The sequence below is a fragment of the Agromyces mariniharenae genome, from assembly GCF_008122505.1.
Taxonomy (GTDB): Bacteria; Actinomycetota; Actinomycetes; order Actinomycetales; family Microbacteriaceae; genus Agromyces; species Agromyces mariniharenae.
The window spans coordinates 876,474-892,282 of record NZ_VSSB01000001.1; the positions used below are offsets into that span (position 1 = coordinate 876,474).

Sequence of the window (15,809 nt, forward strand, 5' to 3'; positions counted from 1 at the left end):
CCTGAGTTGCATATTGGAAGCCGTACGGTTCAGCGCAGCCGGTCGAGCGCCTCGCTCACGTCGAGCAGCAGCTCCGACTGCGCCCGATTCAGGTCGGGCCCGTCGGGCTCGGGCCACGACGACAGCTTCACGATCACCGCATCGGTGCGCGGATCGAGCCAGAGGCTCTGCCCGTGGATGCCGATGCCGCTCACGTTGCCGCGCTCGTTGCCCGTGCACCACCATTGCCGGGTGTACGAGCCCCGCGGGAACACCTCGGTGAAGCCCGACGGCGGCATCGCGTCGGGTGATCCCCCCGCGAGGATCGCCCGCACCCAGTCCTCGGAGACCACGCGACCGCCGGAGGCCACGCCCCCGTCGAGTACGACCCGGCCGACGCGGGCCAGGTCGCGAGCCGTGCACGACACCCCGCCGTTCGCGAACCCGAAGCCGGCGCGATCGACCGTGATGGTGGCATCCCGATCGGCGTCGAGCTTCGACCAGAGCAGCTCCGACAACGCCTCGCCGTAGCGGAGGCCCGTGACGCGCTCGACGATCCACGCGAGCACGTCGGTGTTCGCCGAGCAGTACTGGAACGTGCCCGTCGAGCCGTTGCCGCGCAGCGTCGTCAGGAACTCGGCGGTGTCGACCGGGTCGTCCTCGAGCCGGGTGCGCCACCCGGCCGAGCGGTCGTGCCGCTGCACCTCCGCGGCCGGGTCGAGGTAGTCCTCGCGGTAGTCGATGCCGATCGCCATGTCGAGCACATGCTGGACCGTCGGCCCGTCATAGGCGGAGCCCGCGAGCTCGCGCACGTAGTCGGTCACCGGTCGCGCCGGGTCGAGCGCCGCGGCATCCGCCAGCGCACCGACGACCAGCCCGCAGAGCGACTTCGAGACGCTCATGAGCAGGTGCCGGTCGTCGGGCGCGAAGCCCGCACGGAAGTACTCGGCGACCACCTCGTCGCCGCGCAGCACGAGGAACGCGTCGGTGAACGTCGACTCGAGCCGGTCGCGAAGGTCGGGCACGTGCGGCTCCAGCGCACCGAGGTGCACGGTGGCCGCGGATGACGCGGGCCGCCGCCGCGCGATCGTCGCCGACGGCACGACCTCGCCGAGGTGCGCGAACGCCCACCGGTTGTGCGGCGCCTCCTGCCACGTGTCGAGCGTGGGACGGCTCATGCGCGCGGCCCCCGATCCGGCGCCGGGACATCCAGGGCGGGACGGTTCACACGCGAGCGCGACAGCCCGAGGTAGAGCCCGGCGGCCACCACCACGCCGACCGGCACCGAGAGGTCGAGGTAGCCCATCGCCTCGGCGATCGGGCCGGCCCAGGCATCCGTCGTGAGGAACAGCGACGAGGCGAGGCCGCCGACGACGGCCGCGGTGATGCCCGCCACGTTCCAGCCGCCGCGGTACCAGAAGGGGCCGCCGCGCTCCTGGTCGAGCAGTTCGACGCCGTCGTAGCGGTTGCGGCGCATCGCGATGTCGGTGACGTAGATCGCCATGGCGGGCGCGATGACCACCACGAGCACCTGCAGCATGAGGTTGACCGCACCGAGGAGGCTCGTCGACATCACGAGGTAGATCGTGAGCGCCGTGCCGATGACGCCGACCACGATGGCGGCGGGGATGCGCTTCAACGGGATGCCGATCGACTGCAGCGCCATGCTCGACGTGTAGGTCGTCATGCCGTTGAGCGCGACGGTGTTCACGATGACCGCGATCACGAAGATCGGCACGAACCAGGCCGGGAAGAGCCCGAGCATGCCCGATTCGATGCCGGCGTCCATCGCCGCGGCATCCAGCCCGGTCGCGAGCAGCGCGCCGACGCCCGTGAAGAGGATGCTCGGCAGGGCGCCGCCGAGCGCCGTGGCGGCGACGATGTGCGAGGGCTTCGTGGATCGCGGCAGGTAGCGGGCCATGTCCGGGCTGTTGATGTACGACAGCGGGGTCGCGGCGAGGATCGTGAAGCCGACGGTCACGGCCGACCAGAGTGCGACGCCCTCGAGCGGCGCGGGCGCCCGGTAGCCCCAGTCCACGTGCGGCAGGAAGAACGCGGTCGCGGCGAGGAACACGACGACGAGCGCGATCGTCACCGCGGGGTACGTGCGAAGGATGAGCGCGTGCCCGTACACGGCGACGAGCACGGTGATCGCCGACACGACGACGGTGACGAGTACCGGCACGAGCACCGGGTCGGTGAGCCCGGCGCCGGCGAGCAGCTCGGCGCCGAGGAACGACGACGCGAGCCAGTTGAGCGCGAGGAACACCGCCGAGAGCAGCCAGCCGGTCAGCGCGATGACGACCTTGTTGCCGACGATGCCGTACATCGCCCGGCTGACGACCGACCCTGAGGTACCGGCCGCCGGGCCGCTGATCGCGACGATCCCCGTGAGGATCCACGGGAGGCTGCCGACGACGATCACGGCGAGCGCCTGCCAGAGCTCGAGGCCGAGCAGGATCATCGTCGCGCCGATCGTGAAGTTCAGCACGCTGACGTTCGGCGCCGCCCAGACGGCGAAGAGGTCGCGGGCGCGGCCGTGACGCTCCGAGGGGCGTACGACCTCGATGCCGCGGGTCTCGGGGCGGGTGGCGACGTCGACGAACTCGGGCGCGTCGGTGGTCGTCGGGTCGGCCGTCGTCGTCGGGTCGGCGGTCGTGCGCGGCTCGGCCGACGGCGGGGGAAGGGTGGCGGACACGATGCTCCTCTCGGCTGCACGGGGCCGGGCGCGCGGTCGCCGGCAGCCGGAGCGACGTTGCTATTGGTCGAGTGACCAATTGGCTATTGGTCGCTCATCCAATAAGATTCCGGACATGGTGTCAAGCCCTGCGACGTCACGCGTCCGGAAGCAGCCCGAGGAGCGCCGCGCCGAGATCGTGGGCGAGGCCGCGCGCATCGCACTGGCCGACGGGCTCGAGGGCATCACGGTGCGCGCCGTCGCCGAGGGGCTCGGCGTGCGCCCCGGGTTGATCTCCCACTACTTCCCCATCACCGAGGGCCTCGTGATCGAGGCGTTCGTTCGCGCGGTCACCGATGAGCGCGAGCTGCTCGTGCCTGAGGACGGCGATCCGATGACCCGCATGGCGCACCTGGTCGCCTATGCCGAGGGCGACGCCGGCCGGGATGCCGCGCGCCTCTGGCTGAACGCGCGCCACCTGTGCCGGTTCACCCCGGCCCTCGGCGACGCCCTGCTCGAGCAGGAGGAGCTCGACCGGAATCGCCTCACGGCGCTCATCGAGGCGGGTGTCGCCGCGGGCGAGTTCCGCACCGACGACCCGTTCGGCGCGTGCGTGCGGATCCTCGTGGCGGTCGACGGCGTCGGCGCCTACGCGAACAACGTCGGCACCTTCACCGACGAGTCGTTCACCCGGTTCGTGACGGATGTCGCCGAGCAATCGCTCGGCCTGCACGCGCGCGAGCTGCACGCCGTCGCGGCCCCGCTGCGAGGGAGCGCGACCGACGAGGGGTGAGTCCTAGGATCGTGCAATGGCACGCGATCCGAACATCCCCGACGCGTTCGACGTCTACACGCTCGTGGTGCTGCGGCGGCCGGTCGATGCGCCCGACCTGCCCGAGGCGGAGCTCGACGCGCTGCAGTCGGAGCACCTCGCCTACCGCGCCGACCTGCGGCGCCGCGGCATCCTCGTCGTGAACGGGCCCTTCGACCGGCAGAGCGACGAGTCGTATCGCGGAATGTCGATCTTCGCGTGCGACCCCGACGAGGCCGCGCGCCTCTCGGACGCCGACCCGTCGGTGATCGCCGGGCGGCTGGCGTACGACGTCATGGAGTGGTGGGTCGCCGCCGACTCGCTCGCGTTCCCGAAGGCCGGGAGCCCCGTGGGCGACCGCCGCGCGATGCCCGACGACTGACGCGCGAGGCGCCCCGCAGCGCCGCCGCGTGCGCGACCGTCACGCGGTCACGAAGTGCGAGACCTGCTCGGCGACGAGCCAGACGGCGAGCACGACCATCGCCGCGCCCGAGACCCGCGACAGGATGCGCATCGCCGACGGCCGCGCGCGCAGCACGGCCCGGGCGCTCACGCCCACGACCGAGTACACGAGCGCGCAGCTCGCGACGAAGATCAGTCCCAGCACGGCGAGCTGCACCGGGATCGGCCAGGCGCTCGCCGCGTCGGTGAACTGCGGCAGCAGCACGACGAGCACGAGCAGCCCCTTGGGGTTCAGGCCGCTCACGCCGGCACCCTGCACGAGCCGCAGCCACGGCCGATCGGATGCCGCAGCAGCACCTGCGCCCTCGACCGACGCGGTGGACGCCTCGCCCGAGACCACCGGCGGATGCCGCAGGACCTTGACGCCCAGGTAGGCCAGGTACGTCGCGGCCGAGAACGTGAGCGCGACCAGCACCCACGGCAGCGCCGCCACCGCCGCGCCGACGCCCACGGCGACGGCGGCCACCGCCGCGAGGTACCCGACGAGGATGCCGGCGAGCGATGGGACGAGGGTGCGCTCCTGCATGCCCGCCGAGATGATGTAGGCCCAGTCGGGACCGGGGACGACCACCATGAGCGTCATCATGCCCCAGCACGCGAGCAGCAGCTCGAGGTTCATGGGAGGGTCCTTCCCGTTCGTTCACGATGAACCTACGGAAGGACGGCCGGAATAGGCTTCCAACTTCGTCCCAGAATGGGGCCTCCAGTGGAAGAATCCACTCATGGACGCCATCGATCGGAGAATCCTCACCGAGCTGCAGCAGGACGGCCGCCTGAGCCTCACCGACCTCGCGGCGCGCGTGCAGCTGAGCATGTCGCCCACCCATCGCCGACTGCACGCGCTCGAGGCATCCGGTGCCATCTCGGGCTATCGCGCCGTCATCGACCCCGAGGTCGTCGGACTCGGGTTCGGCGCCCTCGTGTTCGTCACCATGGAGCAGGCGAACAAGGCGACCATCCCGGCGTTCGACGCGGCGGTCGCCGAGATCCCCGAGGTGATCCAGGCGCTGCGCCTCTTCGGCAACCCCGACTACCTGCTGCGGGTCGCGGTGCGCGACCTCGCCGCCTACCAGCGGCTGTGGGACGAGAAGCTCGCGGCCCTGCCCGGCGTGCAGCGCGTCGAGTCCACGCTCGTCATGAAGACGATCGTCGACGATCGCCCGCTGCCGATCTGACGCGGGATCCGCGGCATCCGACCGCCCGCGACCCCGGGACTGCAAGCGCTGTCACATTTCACGCTCCTATTCGGTCTTAACGGGTAGAAGGACCGAAAGGAGCACCAGCTCATGCGAAGGATCGTGATCGTCGGAGGCGGCTACGCCGGCTTCTACACGGCGTGGAAGCTCGAGAAGCAGCTGTCGCCGCACGAGGCGGAGCTGGTGATCATCGACCCCCGCCCCTACATGACCTACCAGCCGTTCCTCCCCGAGGTGAGCGCCGGCTCCATCGAGGCGCGGCACGCGGCGGTCTCGCTGCGCAAGCACCTCGAGCGCACGAAGGTGGTCGCGGGCACCGTGACGAGCATCGAGCACGCGACGAAGACCGTCACGGTGCGCCCCGCGGATGCCCCGGACTACGCGCTCCCGTACGACGTGATCGTCGTCACGGCCGGCGCCGTCACGCGCAAGCTCCCGGTGCCGGGCGCCGACGACGTGGCCATCGGCATGAAGCACGTCGAGGAGGCGGTCGCGATCCGGGACCGGCTGCTCACGGCGTTCGACCGGGCGGCCGCGCTGCCCGACGGGCCCGAGCGGCGCCGACTGCTGACCGTCGTCTTCGTGGGCGGCGGGTTCTCGGGCGTCGAGGGCTTCTCGGAGCTGCTCTCGCTTGCGACCGACCTGCTGCGGCAGTACCCCGAGCTCTCGTTCTCCGACCTGTCGTTCCACCTCGTCGAGGCGAACCAGCGGATCCTGCCCGAGGTCACCGACCGACCGGGCGCGTGGGTGGTGCGCCACCTCGAGCAGCGCGGCGGGCGCATCCACCTCGGTGCGCGGGCGGTCTCGCTCGAGGGGGGCCACGTCGTGCTGTCGAACGGCGAGGAGTTCGACGCGAACCTCATCGTCTGGACCGCCGGCAACGGCGCGCACCCGGTGATCGCGAAGCACACCGACCTGCCCATCGACGAGCGCGGACGCATCGTCGTGCGCCCCGACCTGCGGGTCGGCACCGAGGACGCCCCGGTCGAGGACGCCTGGGCCGCCGGCGACAACGCCGCCGTGCCCGACCTCGCGGTGGCGGGCGCGACCACCGTGCCGAACGCGCAGCACGCCGTGCGCCAGGGCAAGCGCCTGGCGGCGAACATCGTCGCCGTGCTCGACGGACGGCGGCCGCGCCCCTACCGCCACGCGAGCCTGGGCGCCGTCGCGACGCTCGGCCTGGGCCGCGGGATCTTCCAGTACAAGGGCCTCGTCATCACCGGGCTCCTCGCCTGGGTCATGCACCGCGGCTACCACGTGCTCGCCATCCCGACCTGGGAGCGCAAGTTCCGCGTGCTCCTCGTCTGGATCAGCGCCCTGTTCGCCGGCCGCGACATCGTGTCGCTGCTGTCGGTGCAGACCCCGCGCGAGGCGTTCGTCGCCGCGGGCGTGCCGAGTGTCGCCCCGGTGACGCGAGCGCAGGCTCCGCGGGATTCGCACGAGCCGTCGGCCCGCGCGGCCTAGGTGCGAGCGGATGCCGCCGGCCCGCCGCCAGGCGTGCTCGTCGGGCCGTCGGCGCTGCCCGCCGTCATGGGTGCTCGTCGGGCTGTCAGCCCGGCCCGCCGTCAGGCGTGCTCGTCCTCGGGCTGGCCGCCCTCGGGCTCGGCGGCCCACGACGGCGGCTCGTCGCGGCCCGACTGCTCGTCGCGCTCCGCATCGTCGGCGGTGGCCTGCACGATCCCGGCCGCGTGATGCACGGGCGCGTACACGACGTAGAGGCGCAGCGGCTCGTCGCCGGTGTTCTCGACGTCGTGCCACGTGCCGGCCGGCACCTGGATGCTCCACCCGTCCGAGACGTCCTGCTGGAACGTGAGCTCGTCCTTCGACGGCCCCATCTTGGCCCGGCCGCGGCCGGCGTCGAGGCGCAGGAACTGGTCGGTCTCGGGGTGCGCCTCGAGGCCGATCGACTCGCCGACCGGGATCGACATGAGGGTCACCTGGAGGTACTTCCCACTCCAGGCGACCGTCCGGTAGGTGTCGTTCTCCTTCGTCGCCCGCTCGATGTCGAACGCGTTCGGCTCCGGCCCGTTGTCGGTGATGTCCATGTGGTCGCGACCCCCTCGTCTGGCCCGGCGATCGGATGACGCCGACCGGCCCGCTCTCAGGCTAGACCGGCGACGCATCCGTGAAGGAGGGGGTGGACACGGAGCCCGTCGACGTGGCTCACGCGCTCGAGCTCTGCAGGAACGCGAGCACGGCGGCCACCCGCCGGTGGACGCCCGTCTCGGGCAGGCGCAGCTTCGTGAAGATCGCGTTGACGTGCTTCTCCACGGTCGACGACGAGAGGAAGAGCGCCTGCTCGATGCCGGCGTTGGTCTTGCCGGCCGCCATCTCGCGCAGCACCTCGAGCTCGCGCGGGGAGAGCGCCGCGAGCGGGCTCGCGGCCCCCGCCGCGCTGCGGCGCCGCACGAGCGTGTCCACGATCTGCGGGTCGATGACCGACCCGCCGGCGCGCACCTCGCGCAGGGCGTGCACGAGGTCCTCGAGCTCGCCGATCCGGTCCTTGAGCAGGTAGCCGAGCCCCGCCGACCCGTCGTCGAAGAGCGCGAGGGCGTAGCTCTCGTCGGCGTGCTGCGACAGCACGACCACGCCCGTGTCGGGCGACGCCGCGCGGATCGCATGGGCGGCCTCGATGCCCTCCATGTGGTGGCCCGGCGGCATCCGGATGTCGGTGAGCACGGCGTCGGGGCCGAGCCGGCGCACCGCGTCGAGCAGTTCGACGCCGTTCCCGACCGAGGCGATCACGTCGATCTCGCCCGAGTCCTCGAGCAGTCGCCGCAGCCCCTCGCGCACGAGGTAGTTGTCCTCGGCGATCACGACGCGCAGCACGCCCGTGTCATCCAACGCGATCACCCACCGGCAGGTCCACGAGCACGGTCGTTCCGCTCGCCGATCCGTCGGCCGGCGCGACCCGCACGGTCCCGCGCAGCGCGGCGACGCGGTCGCGGATGTTCGCGAGCCCGCCGTGCGACGCCGCTGCGGCCGTCGCGGCCTCCGTCGCCGACGCGCCGATGCCGCAGCCGTCGTCGGTGATCGCGATGCGCAGGTGCCCGTTCGACCGGGCGAGCTCGACCGACGCGTGCGTCGCGTTCGCGTGCTTGGCGGTGTTCGCGAGCGCCTCGCGCACGACGTAGTACGCCGTGGTCTCGACGTCGTCGGGATAGCGCTCGGCGCGCACCGCGGCATCCGCCTCGACCGAGAGCGGGATCGGGAACCGGGCGACGCCCGACTCCACGGCGGCGACGAGCCCGTTGTCGCTCAGCACCGGCGGGTGGATGCCCTGCGCCAGCTCGCGCAGGTCGGTGAGCGTCTCGCGGGCCTGGTCCTGCAGCTCGTTGAGCTCGGCGGGCGTGAGCTCCCCGCGCTGCAAGCGGTTGCGGGCGAGGCGCAGTCCCGCGATCTGGGCGACCACGTTCTGCTGGATCCCGTCGTGCAGGTCGCGCTCGAGGCGACGGCGCTCGTCGTCCTGCGCGGCCACGAGCCGCTCGCGCGACGCGGTCAGCTCCACGAGCTGCTCGGCGAGCTGCGCGGTGAGGCGCACGTTGGCCACGGATGCCGCGGCCTGGCCCGCGACGGTGCGCAGCAGCATCCGCTCGGCGTCGTTGTACTCGCCGTGATGACGCGGACCCACCTCGATGCGGCCGAGCGTCTCGTCGCCGCGAACCAGGTCGGCGGTGAGCGCCGGCTCGGTCGACGGGTCGGCCTCGCCCGCCACCCCGACGGGCGACGCGGCGAGCGCGCCCTCGGGCGTCGCCAACCGGATCCGCACCCATGCGGCTCCCAGGCCGTCGCGCACGGCCTCGGCGAGCCGGGTGAGCAGGTCGCGCGGCTCGCCGGCCTCCTCGAGGCTCGCGCCGAGTTCGCCGAGGAGCTCGAGCTGCCGCTCGCGGTCGCCGAAGAGCCGGCGGTGGATCCACCGCTGCACCCAGCTGCGCACGGGCAGCAGGGCGACCGCGACCAGGGTCGTGATGATGACCGCGGGCACGACCCGGATCCGCCCCGACAGGAGGATCGCCGGCGTCGCGACCGCGATGGCGTAGAAGACCGTGATGAGCAGGTTCGCGGAGCGCGCGGCATTGCGCCCGCCGTCGCCGAGCGCGACGTCGAACGCGCCGTACTTGAAGATGCCGTGCACGGCGGCGATCGGCAGGGCGACGAGCGCCCCGTAGACGATGAACTGCCCGACCTCGGGCCACGGGAGGATCGGCCAGATCGCGAACGCCGCCGCGGCCGCGGCGATCGTGATCGCCATGACCCGCGTCCGCGCCCGCACCGCCGGCGTCCCGAACAGTGCGCGGGTGCCGAGCACGACGAGCCCGAGGATCACGGCGGGCCACGCCTGGAAGAACATGACGGTGACGATGGGCTCCGCCCACTCCAGCCAGGGCACGACGTAGGGGTTGGGGATGCCCTCACCGCTGATGCCGATCCACGGCGACATCACGACATGCGGCGTGGTGAGGAGCGTCAGCGGCCCCATGAGCAGCGGGGTCCACAGGAAGCCGACGGCGATCCGCTGCCACCGGTGCTCGACGGTGCCGTCGGGGAACGTCGCGAACACGATGAGGAACGCCGAGGTCGCGACGGCGTCCGAGGTCAGGCCGATCAGGTTGAAGAGCGGGAACCACGGCTCCGCCATGATCTCGATGTTGCGGAAGAGGAAGGTCTCGTAGGCGGAACCGACGAGGATCGCCGTCGCGGCGAGCGCGATGAGCACGGCGATGAGCGACCTCGTCACGGTGAGGAGCCACATCCCGAGGACGAACAGCGGCAGCGCGCCGAGGATCGGCCACGCGAGCCCGTGGTCGGCGTCGGCCTCGATGAATCCCCGCACGACGACGATGTAGACGAGGGCGGCGACCCCGATCGGGCCGAGCAACGCCAGGCACACCCACCTGCGGTTCACGGTTCCATGGTCCTCCTGCGCGGGCGTCCGCGGGAGAGGGCCTTCCGTGTCCTCGCGTGGAGGCTGACCCCCACCCGTTCGAGCACGCCGCCGACCGGGGAGGGTCATCGTGCTCCCTCGGCGCCGACGGGCAGGTCGACGTCGACCGTCGTGCCCGTGCCAGAGGGCTCGGCGGCCGAGATGCGGACCGTGCCCCGGAGGGCGGCGACGCGGTCGCGGATGTTCGCGAGTCCGCCGCTCGTCGCCGACGCCGTCGACGACGCGTTCGGGCCGACGCCGCACCCGTCATCGCTGATGGAGACGCGCAGGTGCCCGTTCGACCGTGCGAGGGCGACCGACGCGCGGGTCGCGTGCGCATGCTTCGCCGTGTTCGCGAGCGCCTCCCGCACCACGTAGTAGGCGGTCGTCTCGACCTCGACCGGATACCGTTCGGCACGCACCCGCGCGTCTGCATGCACCATGAGCGGGATCGGGTACCGCGCGGCGCCCGACTCGATCGCGGCCACCAGCCCGTTGTCGCTGAGCACCGGCGGGTGGATGCCGTGCGCGAGCTCGCGCAGGTCGGTCAGGGTCTGGCGCGCCAGATCCTGCAGCTCCGTCAGTTCGGCCGCTGAGAGCTGGCCGCGCTCGAGCCGGTTCCGTGCCAGTCGGAGTCCGGCGATCTGCGCCACGATGTCCTGCTGGATGCCGTCGTGCAGGTCGCGTTCGAGGCGCCGGCGCTCGTCGTCCTGCGCGGCCACGAGGCGCTCCCGCGAGGCGGTGAGCTCGGCGAGCTGCTGGGCGAGCCGTGCCGTGAGGCGCACGTTGGCGACGGATGCCGCGGCCTGGCCGGCGACCGTGCGCAGCAGCGTCCGCTCGGCCTCGCTGTACTCCCCGCGGTGGCGCGGGCCGACGTCGATACGGCCGAGGAACTCCTCCGCATGCACGAGGTCGGCTCCCTCGACCGCATCGCCCACCACGTCGCCGGCGACCCCCGCGGGCGAGTCGGCGAGCGCGGCATCCGAGGTCGCAAGGCGGATGCGCACCCAGGTCGCGCCCAGTCCGTCGGCGACCGCGGTCGCGAGGTGCGTCAGGAGGTCGCCGGGGTCGGCGGAGCGCTCCAGCTCCGCGCCGAGCTCGCTGAGCATCGCGAGCTGGCGGTCGCGGTCGCCGAACACGACCCGATGGATCCACCGCTGGAGCCATCCCCGCACGGGAAGCAGGGCGACCGCGACGATCGCCGTGAGGAAGGCGATGCCGAGCGGGGTCATCCGATCGACGAGCAGCACGGCGGGCGCGACGGCGGCGATGCCGTAGAGCACGGTGATGAGCACGTTCGAGGACCGCGTGACCGAGCGCGCACGGTCCGCCGCGGCGACGTCGAACGCGCCGTAGCGGAGGATGCCGTGGATCGCCACGAGCGGGACCGCCGTGAGGATCACGAGCACCACGGCGTTGAGCAGCACGTTGTCGGGCAGGAACAGCGTGAGCGAGTAGCTCACGAAGATCGCGAAGGTCAGCCAGGCCATCAGGCGGGTGCGGGCCTGCACCTCGGGATCCCCGAAGAACGCCCGCGAGATCAGCACCGCGAGGGCGAGGAACACCGCCGGCCACGAGTAGACGATCCACGACACGATCGGGCTGGCCCAGGCGAGGGCCGGCAGGGCGAACGGGTTCGGGATGCCCTCGCCCTGCTCGGCGTGCACCTGCACCGTGAGGACGTGCGGCACGACGAGCAGCGAGAGCGGGACGACGACGACCGGGACCCAGAACAGGCCGACCGAGATCCGCTGCCAGCGCCGCTCGGGGATCCCCGTCGGGAACGTCGCGAACGTGCTCACGAAGGCGGCGGACGCGACCGTCGAGGCGGTCAGCTCGACGAGGTTGAAGAACGGGTACCACGGCTCCCCGATCACGTCGGGGTTGGTCAACCTGAACGTCTCGAAGGCCGAGCCGATCGCCATCGCCGTCGCCGCCCACGCGAGGAACAGGGCCGAGCGTGCCGTCGACACCGTGAGCAGCCACATGCTGAACGCGAACAGGGGCAGGATGCCGAGCAGGGGCCAGCCGAGGCTGGGATCCGCCGCCGCTCCGGCGAGGAATCCGCGCGCCACCACGACGTACAGCAGGGACGCCGCTCCCAGCGGCGCCAGTGCTGCGAACCATCCCCACCTGCGGAGCACACCCCCATCGTCCTCCTCATGGCGCGCCGGCGGGAGAGGGGCAATCCGTACCACCCCTTGGCGGCCAGCCCCCATGCGGTGTGCGGCGCACCGCCACAGAGGTTCCGGGCCTGCTGGGTTCCGGCGCCGCTGCGCCTGCGCGAGCCTCGAGGGCGAGCGGATGCCACGACGGCGCGCCGCACCGAACAGGGAGTCACCTCATGCGCAAGGTCTACACGGCTCTGGCCTGGATCATCGCCGGCGGTGTGGTCGTGCAGGCCGCTGCCATCGCGTTCGCCTTCGGCGGCGTGCTCAACCGGGTGTCGAACGGCGACGTCGTCGACAAGGCGCTGCTCGAGAGCGGCGGCGCAGGCGGCTCGGGCGAGCTCGGCTTCTGGATCCACGGGATCGTCGGCGGCGTCGTGCTGCCGCTGCTCGCGGTCGCCCTGCTCGTCGTGTCGTTCTTCGTCCGCGCCCGCGGCGCGAAGCTCTGGGCGGCGATCACGCTCGCGCTCATCGTGCTGCAGGTGACACTCGGCTTCTCGATCACCGACGTCCCCTACCTCGGCCTCATCCACGGCGCCAACGCGCTCGCGATCGTCGTCGCGGCCGTGATCGCCGCGTTCCGCGGACGGGCGGCGCGCTCGAGCGCCGACACGACCGAGGCGTCCTCGAAGGAGGCGACGAGCGATGCCGTCTCGGCGTGATCTCCTGCGGTGCGCCGTCGTCGGCGTCGCGGTCACGACCGCGCTCGGCGCCGGCGCGCTCGCGTGGAGTTCCACGCTGCTCGGCGAGTACTCGGTCATGGACATGGGTGCTGGAGGCGGGAGCGACGGCGGCCACGACGGGCACGGCAGCCCGGCGGGATCGGGCGCGTCCACCGCATCCGCCGGCGTCGGAACCGGCGCCGTCGACGTCACGGCGCTCACGGCCGACCCCGACCGCGCGCCCGACGTGCGCGTCGAGCTCACCGCCCGGCAGGGCACCATCGACGTGCCCGGCGGCCGGCCGGTCGAGGGCTACACCGTGAACGGCACCTCGCCGGGGCCCGAGCTCCGCGCGCACCAGGGCGACCTCGTCGAGGTGACGTTCGTGAACGAGTCGGTCGACGCCGGGGCGACGCTGCACTGGCACGGCATCGACGTGCCCAACTCGGCCGACGGCGTCGCCGGCATCACGCAGGACGCCGTGCCCGTCGGCGGCAGCTACGTCTACCGCTTCGAGGCGACGGACGCCGGCACGTACTGGTACCACTCCCACCAGGTGTCGCACGAGCAGGTCGTCGGCGGGCTGCTCGGCGCGATCGTGATCGAGCCGGCCGCCGTCGCACCCGCCTCGACGACCGCGTCGACGGATGCCGCGCACGCGCCGGTCGCCGTGACCGACGTCACCGCCCTGCTGCACGTCTACGGCGGGCAGCACACGCTCAACGGCGCGGCCGGCGACGAGCGCGTCGACGCCGCCCCCGGATCGACCGTGCGCCTCCGCGTCATCAACACCGACCAGGGCACCGCCTCGGTGTGGTCGGATGCCCCGTTCCGCGTCGTCGCGACCGACGGGCACGACGTGAACGCGCCCGCCGAGGTCGCGGGGCAGCGCGTCCTCATCCCTGCGGGCGGCCGCGCGGATGTCGCGGTGCGGGCGCCGGCACGCGGCGAGCTTGTGCGACTGCACACGGGCGGCGCGCGCAGCGTGCTCATCGGGGACCCGCGGGCGCCGGAGGCATCCGCCCCGCCCGTGCCGCAGCCCTCGACGACGCTCGACCTGCTCGCCTACGGCGCACGGGCGGCGCTCGACTTCGACCCGACCCGGCCCGACCGCTCGTACGACTACGTCATCGCCCGGCGCTTCGGCATCATCGACGGGCGCCCGGGCAACTTCTGGACGATCAACGGGCGCATGTTCCCCGACGTGCCGATGTTCGACGTGCGCGAGGGCGACGTCGTCGTGATGCACCTGCGCAACGACTCGGGCGACGTGCACCCCATGCACCTGCACGGGCATCACGTTGTGGTGCTGTCACGTGACGGGGTCGCGGCATCCGGCAGCCCCTGGCTCGTCGACTCGCTCGACGTGCACCCGGGCGAGTCCTACGACATCGCGTTCGTCGCCGACAACCCCGGCATCTGGAGCGACCACTGCCACACGCTCCCCCATGCGGTCGACGGGCTCGTCGCGCACGTCATGTACGAGGGCGTGACGACGCCGTTCACGATCAACGGCGACGCGGGGAACCGGCCGGAGTGAGGTCGGGATGTCACAGATGAGCGTGCTGGTCGGTCCACATAGTGAGAGAGATTCGGTCGAGTCGTGAGGTAAGAGCGGGAGCACTGGGTTTCAGGCGGCCTGTCCCTACGGGGTTGCGCCAAGCAGACCACGGCTGGTCCCACCCGCCGCCGGATCGTCACTCTCCCCCGCGCCGGCGACGCCACGGCCCGATCGGGCGCGGCGAACCCCCGTCAGGCCGGCCGCACCGGCTGGCGCAGCACGGTCTTCAACTTCTCGGGCGCGGTGCGACCCGGGTCGCTGAGGTAGATCTCGTGGTGCGGTCCGTTGAAGGCGAGGCCGCGCTGCGGCATCCACTCGTCGTGCAGCCGCGCGAGCGTCGGCGACTCGTCCTCGTACGAGCCGACGTGCAGGATCTGCGCCGATGCGCCCTCGGTCAGGTGCGCGAGGCGCACGAGGTCGAGCGCCGGGTTCGCCGGGTCGCCGGCCTTCGCCGCCTTCGCGCGCACCGCGGCCACGGCCTCGGCGACCGCGGCGTCGTCGATCCAGTCGGGCTGGGCGATGAGCATCGTCCAGCTCCAGGCGCCCTTGTCGCGTGCCGCGAACGCGCGCGGGTCCTCGGCCCACCAGAGTCCCTCGAGCGGGGCGACGACGAAGTCGCGCCCGAGGGCCCGCTTGCTGGCGAACTTCACGGTGTACGCCACGCCGTAGAGGGCCTGCACCGCCTCCCGGTACGACCGCGCGGTGTTCGGATCGCCGTGCCCGTCGACGGCGAGGTACCGCATCGACGGCACCTCGACGATCGCGAAGTCCTTCGCCGAGGGCGCGTAGAGGTCGCGGTGCTCGCGCTTGACGTCGTACTTCGCAGTCGTCGACTCGGCCATGCCGCGAGCGTACGCCGACCCTTGGTCAGTTCCCGGCCGGATGCCCCGCGGGCGCGGCTGCGCCCTCGAGTCGCTGCCGGAGCCGTTCGAGGCTCGCCGGGGCATCCGTGCGGGCCCCCCGAGCGGCCATCACCCGGATGAGCCGGCCGATGCCGTGGCCCTCGAACCGGATCCGGTAGCCGACCTGCGTCGCGGCGTCGCCGCTGGGGGCCAGCGAGATCGACACGTGCGCGCGCACCGGACCGTCGATGCCCTCGACCGCCCACCGCGCGCCGGGTTCGCATTCCGTGACCCGCCACCGGATGCGCCGCGGGCCGCCGGGCACGCGTCGGACCTCGTAGCCGATCATGCCGACCTGCCGGATGCCGGGCGGTTCGGCGCCCGCCTCCTCGACCGTCGGCTGCCACTCGGGGAGCCGAGCGGCATCACTGACGTAATCGAAGACCTCACGGGGCGTGCGTGCGATCTGCGTGCTGGCCTCGATGACCTTCATGGCGGCCACCTCCCGATCGACCGGCGCGTCGATG

At 72.4% G+C, this 15,809-nt stretch carries 15 protein-coding genes; 6 read left to right on the top strand and 9 right to left on the bottom strand.

The genetic code is table 11. From position 1 onward, the window contains the following. Positions 1-29: 29 nt before the first annotated feature. On the bottom strand, positions 30-1,157 hold the full coding sequence (locus FYC51_RS04030) for a serine hydrolase domain-containing protein (protein ID WP_148732372.1): 1,128 nt from the start codon (positions 1,155-1,157) through the stop codon (positions 30-32). Further along, positions 1,154-2,677, bottom strand: coding sequence for a purine-cytosine permease family protein (locus FYC51_RS04035; RefSeq protein ID WP_148732373.1), 1,524 nt, complete (start codon positions 2,675-2,677; stop codon positions 1,154-1,156). Before FYC51_RS04035 ends, FYC51_RS04030 begins: the two co-directional genes overlap by 4 nt. A 115-nt stretch (positions 2,678-2,792) precedes the next feature. On the opposite strand from FYC51_RS04035, the gene FYC51_RS04040 reads away from it, so the two are divergent. Both FYC51_RS04040 and FYC51_RS04045 read left to right on the top strand, forming a co-directional pair. After that, complete coding sequence (locus FYC51_RS04040) at positions 2,793-3,449, top strand: TetR family transcriptional regulator (RefSeq protein ID WP_148732374.1); 657 nt, start codon at positions 2,793-2,795, stop codon at positions 3,447-3,449. Between the two features lie 16 nt (positions 3,450-3,465). After that, positions 3,466-3,849, top strand: a complete 384-nt coding sequence (locus FYC51_RS04045; RefSeq protein WP_148732375.1) for a YciI family protein — start codon at positions 3,466-3,468, stop codon at positions 3,847-3,849. Between the two features lie 39 nt (positions 3,850-3,888). On the opposite strand, the gene FYC51_RS04050 is transcribed toward FYC51_RS04045, so the two are convergent. Continuing rightward, positions 3,889-4,548, bottom strand: coding sequence for a LysE family translocator (locus tag FYC51_RS04050; protein ID WP_148732376.1), 660 nt, complete (start codon positions 4,546-4,548; stop codon positions 3,889-3,891). Positions 4,549-4,651: 103 nt separating this feature from the next. Between FYC51_RS04050 and FYC51_RS04055 the strand changes: the two genes are divergently transcribed. Together FYC51_RS04055 and FYC51_RS04060 are read left to right on the top strand one after the other, a co-directional pair. Further along, positions 4,652-5,104 (top strand): Lrp/AsnC family transcriptional regulator, encoded by a 453-nt coding sequence (locus FYC51_RS04055; RefSeq protein WP_148732377.1) that lies wholly within the window; start codon positions 4,652-4,654, stop codon positions 5,102-5,104. Positions 5,105-5,215: 111 nt separating this feature from the next. Beyond that, positions 5,216-6,589, top strand: coding sequence for an NAD(P)/FAD-dependent oxidoreductase (locus FYC51_RS04060; RefSeq protein WP_148732378.1), 1,374 nt, complete (start codon positions 5,216-5,218; stop codon positions 6,587-6,589). 101 nt (positions 6,590-6,690) lie between these two features. Here the strand turns inward: FYC51_RS04060 and FYC51_RS04065 are convergent, their stop codons facing one another. The 4 genes from FYC51_RS04065 to FYC51_RS04080 form a co-directional block, all read right to left on the bottom strand. Then, positions 6,691-7,170: a cupin domain-containing protein gene (locus tag FYC51_RS04065; RefSeq protein ID WP_148732379.1), complete on the bottom strand. Its 480-nt coding sequence runs from the start codon at positions 7,168-7,170 to the stop codon at positions 6,691-6,693. Between the two features lie 118 nt (positions 7,171-7,288). Beyond that, the gene (locus FYC51_RS04070) at positions 7,289-7,969 is read right to left on the bottom strand and encodes a response regulator transcription factor (RefSeq protein WP_238476201.1); all 681 of its coding nucleotides are present in this window, start codon (positions 7,967-7,969) and stop codon (positions 7,289-7,291) included. After that, complete coding sequence (locus tag FYC51_RS04075; protein WP_148732380.1) at positions 7,962-10,031, bottom strand: GAF domain-containing sensor histidine kinase; 2,070 nt, start codon at positions 10,029-10,031, stop codon at positions 7,962-7,964. Before FYC51_RS04075 ends, FYC51_RS04070 begins: the two co-directional genes overlap by 8 nt. 104 nt (positions 10,032-10,135) lie before the next feature. After that, entirely contained in the window at positions 10,136-12,193 is a 2,058-nt protein-coding gene (locus FYC51_RS04080; RefSeq protein WP_187432483.1) for a sensor histidine kinase, read from the bottom strand. Positions 12,194-12,393: 200 nt separating this feature from the next. On the opposite strand from FYC51_RS04080, the gene FYC51_RS04085 reads away from it, so the two are divergent. Both FYC51_RS04085 and FYC51_RS04090 read left to right on the top strand, forming a co-directional pair. Beyond that, positions 12,394-12,879 carry a hypothetical protein gene (locus FYC51_RS04085; RefSeq protein WP_148732382.1) on the top strand — a complete coding sequence of 162 codons (486 nt, stop codon included), beginning with the start codon at positions 12,394-12,396 and terminating at the stop codon, positions 12,877-12,879. After that, a complete protein-coding gene (locus tag FYC51_RS04090; RefSeq protein ID WP_148732383.1) occupies positions 12,863-14,419 on the top strand; it encodes a multicopper oxidase family protein in 1,557 nt (518 codons plus the stop codon). The genes FYC51_RS04085 and FYC51_RS04090 overlap by 17 nt, the downstream gene beginning before the upstream one ends. A gap of 212 nt (positions 14,420-14,631) precedes the next feature. Here the strand turns inward: FYC51_RS04090 and FYC51_RS04095 are convergent, their stop codons facing one another. Continuing rightward, positions 14,632-15,282 carry a GyrI-like domain-containing protein gene (locus tag FYC51_RS04095; protein ID WP_148732384.1) on the bottom strand — a complete coding sequence of 217 codons (651 nt, stop codon included), beginning with the start codon at positions 15,280-15,282 and terminating at the stop codon, positions 14,632-14,634. A gap of 25 nt (positions 15,283-15,307) precedes the next feature. Then, positions 15,308-15,775 (bottom strand): SRPBCC family protein, encoded by a 468-nt coding sequence (locus FYC51_RS04100; RefSeq protein WP_148732385.1) that lies wholly within the window; start codon positions 15,773-15,775, stop codon positions 15,308-15,310. Positions 15,776-15,809: the final 34 nt, after the last annotated feature.